This is a genomic window from Acidovorax sp. HMWF018 (assembly GCF_003061035.1).
Lineage (GTDB): Bacteria > Pseudomonadota > Gammaproteobacteria > Burkholderiales > Burkholderiaceae_C > Acidovorax > Acidovorax delafieldii.
The window spans coordinates 799-5,901 of the sequence record NZ_QAIM01000429.1 but is presented as its reverse complement, the minus strand read 5'-3'; the positions used below and the strand labels follow the sequence as shown (position 1 = coordinate 5,901).

Here is a 5,103-nt window from a genome sequence, read left to right as displayed (position 1 = left end):
GGTCAGCGCCTTTCACAGCCCCAGCGTGCGTGTGTATGCCAACGAGGACATCGTGGGCGTGGAGGTGGGTGGCGCGGTGAAGAACGTGTTGGCCATTGCCACCGGCCTGTGTGACGGGCTGGCGCTGGGGCTGAACGCCCGCGCCGCGCTCATCACGCGCGGCCTGGCCGAGATGACACGGCTGGGCTTGGCGCTGAGAGCGCGGCCCGACACCTTCATGGGCCTGTCGGGCCTGGGGGACCTGGTGCTGACCGCGACGGGCGACCTGTCGCGCAACCGGCGCGTGGGCATGCTGCTGGCCGAGGGCAAAACCCTACCGCAGGCCGTCGAGTCGCTGGGCCATGTGGCCGAGGGCGTTTACAGCGCCCGCACCGTGGCGCAGCGGGCCGCCCAGCTGGGGGTGGACATGCCCATCACCCGCGCGGTGGTGGCGCTGCTCGATGGCCAGCTCACCCCGGCCGATGCGGTCGTGACCCTGATGGGGCGCGGGCCTGCCTCCGAGCTGATGTGACCCCATAGTCCCCATGAAAACAAAAGGCCCCTGCGGGATTCCACAGGGGCCTTTTGTTTGGCGGCGTTGATGCCATGCGCGCCGGGGGTGGATTCAAAACACCCCAAACAGCATCAGCAGCAGCACAACCGACAGCGGGACGCCAAGTAGCCAGGCAATGAGAGGCATGGGGATCTCCTTGAAAGGGTGAGAAGTTCAGGTGGTTTCACTGTATTTCTCACCCCGGCTGGTACTTGTCCGGCTTTGCACCCCAAACCCGTAGGCCCTCACCTACCCCACCTTGTAGCGCGGGCCATCCCCACAGCGCAGGGGGCCAGCGCGGCAGCCGGGCTTACAGACCCAGTTCCAGCGCCAGCAGCTCGTCCACGGTCTGGCGGCGGCGGATCAGGCGGGCTTGGCCGCCATCCACGAGCACCTCGGCAATCAAAGGCCGCGTGTTGTAGTTGGAGGACATGCTGGCGCCGTACGCGCCCGTGTCGTGGATCACCAGCAGGTCGCCCACCTGCGCCGCGGGCAGGTCGCGCGGCAGCACTACGCCGCCGTCGCCCTGGGTGAACACGTCGCCGGATTCGCACAGCGGCCCCGCCACCACGCTGGGGCGTTCTGAGGCCGCAGAGCCATCACGGCGCAGCACGCTCATAGCGTGGTAGCTGCCGTACATGGACGGGCGCATGAGTTCGTTGAAGCCGGTATCAACCAGCACAAAGTGGTTGTTGCCCGCGTTCTTGGTGGCGCGCACCTGGCCCAGCAGCACACCCGATTCGGCCACCAGGAAGCGGCCGGGCTCGATCTCCAGGCCGAGCTTGTGGCCCACGATCGCCTCGGCCTGCTGGCGCGCGGCGTCCCACAGGCCGTGGTAATGCTGCGTGTCGACCACGGGGTCGCCGCTGCGGTAGGGGATGGACAGACCACCACCGGCCGAGATGGCGTGCAGGTCATGCCCCGCCGCATGCGCCGTGCGCACCAGGTTGACCATGGCACCGCACACTTCCTGCAGGTGGCTGTAATCCACACCCGAGCCGATGTGCATGTGCAGGCCCACCAGCTTCAGGCCATGCTGCTTGATCGCATCCAGTGCCGCAGGCAGGTCGGTGTACCAGATGCCGTGCTTGCTGTGCTCGCCACCCGTGTTGGTCTTGTTGCTGTGGCCGTGGCCAAAGCCGGGGTTGATGCGCAGCCACACCGCATGGCCGGGCGAACGCGCGCCCAGCTGGTGCAGCATGTCGATGGAGCCTGCATTCACGGGCACACCGTGCTCCACCACGCAGTCGAGCGTAGAGGCGTCGAACAGGTCGGCGGTGAAGACAATCTCCGACGGCTCTCCACCCGCCACATAGCCCGCCGCCAGCGCGCGCAGGATCTCGCCACGCGAGACGGCATCCACCTTCACGCCCTGCTCGCGCATGAGCTTGAGGATGTGGATGTTGGAGCAGGCCTTCTGCGCAAAACGGATGGTCTCGAAATTGGACACCTGCGCAATGCGCTGGCGGATGGTGGCCGCGTCATACACCCACAGCGGGGTGCCAAACTGGTCAGCCAGGGCCCAGAGCTGGGCGGAGGAGAAGGGGTTGGACATGGGGAGGCTCCGAAGACAGAGGGCGTGAACGATGCGCGGATGATGCCGCCATCCATGTATTCAGTCGAATGCTTTGATTTACGCCATCCATTCAATATGGATATGCTCTGCATATGACTGGCATGACCGAGCCCCCCCTGGCCCACCGCATCACCCACCGCCACATCGAGGTCTTCCGCGCCGTGATGACCGCAGGCAGCGCCACCGGTGCGGCCGACTTGCTGCACAGCTCGCAACCCACCGTGAGCCGCGAGCTGGCGCGGCTCGAATCGCTGCTGGGCTATGCCCTGTTCGAGCGCGTGCAGGGCCGGCTGCGCCCCAACGCCCGGGCGCTGGCGCTGTGGGACGAGGTACAGCGCTCGTGGCAGGGGCTGGAGCGTGTGGTGGACCGGGCCGTGGCCCTGGGCCGGTCGGGGGCCGTGCAACTGTCGGTGCTTTGCCTGCCCGCGCTGGCCCATGCACTTCTGCCGGGTGCGGCGGCACGGCTGATGCAGGCGCACACCGAGGCACGCTTGTCCGTCACACCGCAGGAATCGCCCCTGCTCGAAGAATGGATGAGTGCCCAACGGTTTGATCTGGGCCTGTGCGAACAGACCACCGCCCCGCCCGGCACGCGGGCGGAGGTGCTGCTGACGCTGGACGAGGTGGCCGTGTTGCCCGCGGGCCACGCACTCGCGCACAAATCGGCACTGGACCTGGCCGACTTTGCGGGCGAGTTTTTTGTGAGCCTTTCGGCCGACGACCCCTACCGCCGCCTGATCGACGCCCGGTTTGCCGAGGCAGGCGTGGAGCGCACGCTGCGCGTGGAGACCCACAGCGCCGCCGCGGTGTGCGCCATGGTCGAGCGAGGCCTGGGCATCGCCATCGTCAACCCCGTCACCGCCCTGGCCGCCGCCAGCGAGCGGCTGGTGCTGCGGCGGCTCGCGTTTTCCATCCCGTTCAGCGTGACGGCGCTGCTGCCGCTGTACCGCCCGCCCCTGCCCGAGGTGGTGCCCATGCTGGAGGCCCTGCGCGCGCAGGCCCAGGCCATTGCAACGCAGCTGCCGCCCGCCATGGACTGATGTAACAGGATCTACAAACTATGATTTTGATAGCATCAAAGGCATATTGCACTAGCGCTATCGGCACAAAGGAGCCACAACCGGGGCTCCTTGCGCGTTCCGGACAGTTTCCTCAGCCGCCCGGCGCCGCCAGGCTGCGCACCTTGACCGCCAGCCGCTCTTCGACGGAGGGCGACACGAACTTGGTCACCTCACCACCCAGCACCGCAATCTCGCGCACAAAGGTGCTGCTGATGAATTGGTACTTGTCGCTGGGGGTCAGGAACACGGTTTCCACCTGCGGCATCAGGCTGCGATTCATGCCTGCCAGCTGGAACTCGTAGTCAAAATCGGTCACGGCGCGCAGGCCACGCACCATGGCCTTGCCGCCGCGCGACACCACAAAGTCGCGCAGCAGGCCCGAGAAGGGCTCGACCTGCACCTGGGGATACATCTTCACGGCCTCGCGCACCATCTCGATGCGCTCTTCCAGCGAGAACAGGGTCTTCTTGTGGTGGCCCGCCGCCACGGCCACGATCACACGTTCAAACAACTGGGTGGCCCTGCGCACCACGTCTTCATGGCCCAGCGTGATGGGGTCAAAGGTTCCGGGGTACACGGCGAGCACGTTCTGGGCCATGGCTGGTTGTCTCCTGTCTGGCGATTGACGTTGGCCCCGGCCCCCGGGGCGCTCCCCGCAGGGCCCGCCGGGCCGCGTGCGCGCATTATGCAGTGCAGTGCAACATGAACCGGCGTTGGCTCATTCTGTGGTGGCTGCCACAGGGCGCAGCAGGTGCGCATGCACGGCGCCAGCCTTCAGATGCCGGTACACGGCCAGGCCGCTCCCGGCCAGTTCCTCGTCCGTCCAAGCGCGGGGCGCTTCGAGGTAAATAAAGCCCTGGGCAGCCACAGCCTTGGCTGCGGCTTGCAGAGCGGGCGCAAACAGGTCGCCGTCAAAGGGCGGATCGAGCAGCACCAGGTCCACACTGGCAGGTGCGGCCTGCTTGAGGGCGGCCACGCCGTCGCCGCGCTGCACGCGCACTTCGCTGGCTTGCAGCTTGGCCTGCAGCACCTGCAGCTGGGCCACCAGCGCAGCGTCACTCTCCACCAGTTGTACCGACGCGGCGCCGCGCGAAGCGGCTTCAAGCCCCAGCGCACCAGTGCCCGCAAAAGCGTCCAGGCAGCGCCAGCCGCTCAGGTCCTGGCCCAGCCAGTTGAAGAGCGTTTCGCGCACCCGGTCGGGCGTGGGGCGCAAGCCGGGGCGCTGCGCCACGGGCAGGCGGGTGCGCTTCCATTGCCCACCGATGATGCGGATTTCGCCCGCGCCCTTGGGGGCGGCAGCCGTCGCAGCTTTGTCCTTGGCGTTTTTCTTGGTGGCCGTGGGGTCCACAGGGGCCGCAGCGGCTGCGGCCTGGGCCTTGCGGATTTCGGCGGTGATGGCGCTGCCGCGCAGGGTCGATCGGCTCATGGCTGCTTGCCTCCCACCACCACGGTCACCATGCGGTCGGGCTGCAGCTTTTGGGCCATGGCGGTGCGCACGTCGGCCACCGTCAGAGCCTCGACCTTTTTGGCCCACTGGTCCAGGTAGTCCAGCGGCAGGTCATTCCAGGCGATGTTGGCCACGTTGCCCAGCAGCTTCTTGTTGCTGTCGATGCGCAGCGCAAAGCCGCCGATGAGGTTGTCCTTGGCAGCGCGCAGTTCGGCCTCGGTGGGGCCTTCGGCCACAAAGCGGGCGATCACGTCACGCGAGACCTGCACGGCCTGAGCGGCCTGGTCGGGGCGCGTCTGCAGGCCCACGGTGAAGGCCCCGGCGTGCAGACCAGGGGCAAAGTAGCTGTAGACGCTGTAGCTCAGGCCGCGCTTTTCGCGCACCTCGTGGGTCAGGCGCGAGACAAAACCGCCGCCGCCCAGAATGTGGTTGCCCACCAGCAGTGCGAGGAAGTCCGGGTCGCGGCGCTGGAAGCCCGGCTGGCCGA

General features: G+C 67.4%; 6 protein-coding genes. 2 read left to right on the top strand and 4 right to left on the bottom strand.

Features of this window, described 5'->3' with window-relative positions; all coding sequences use genetic code 11:
• Positions 1-511, top strand: a 511-nt coding sequence (locus DBR23_RS17980; protein ID WP_146191364.1) for an NAD(P)H-dependent glycerol-3-phosphate dehydrogenase, incomplete at its 5' end; no start/stop codon positions are given.
• Positions 512-842: 331 nt separating this feature from the next.
• Here DBR23_RS17980 and lysA read toward each other — a convergent pair.
• Positions 843-2,087 carry a diaminopimelate decarboxylase gene (gene lysA, locus DBR23_RS17975; RefSeq protein WP_108499133.1) on the bottom strand — a complete coding sequence of 415 codons (1,245 nt, stop codon included), beginning with the start codon at positions 2,085-2,087 and terminating at the stop codon, positions 843-845.
• A 122-nt stretch (positions 2,088-2,209) separates the two neighbouring features.
• Between lysA and DBR23_RS17970 the strand changes: the two genes are divergently transcribed.
• Entirely contained in the window at positions 2,210-3,148 is a 939-nt protein-coding gene (locus DBR23_RS17970) for a LysR family transcriptional regulator (RefSeq protein WP_233250539.1), read from the top strand.
• A gap of 112 nt (positions 3,149-3,260) precedes the next feature.
• Here the strand turns inward: DBR23_RS17970 and coaD are convergent, their stop codons facing one another.
• The 3 genes from coaD to DBR23_RS30970 all read right to left on the bottom strand — a co-directional run.
• Positions 3,261-3,767, bottom strand: a complete 507-nt coding sequence (gene coaD, locus DBR23_RS17965) for a pantetheine-phosphate adenylyltransferase (protein ID WP_056065946.1) — start codon at positions 3,765-3,767, stop codon at positions 3,261-3,263.
• Between the two features lie 120 nt (positions 3,768-3,887).
• Positions 3,888-4,595 (bottom strand): 16S rRNA (guanine(966)-N(2))-methyltransferase RsmD, encoded by a 708-nt coding sequence (rsmD, locus tag DBR23_RS17960; RefSeq protein WP_108499131.1) that lies wholly within the window; start codon positions 4,593-4,595, stop codon positions 3,888-3,890.
• Positions 4,592-5,103 (bottom strand): pitrilysin family protein (locus DBR23_RS30970; protein ID WP_233250538.1); only part of this gene is annotated, 512 nt, incomplete at its 5' end. The genes rsmD and DBR23_RS30970, both read right to left, overlap by 4 nt.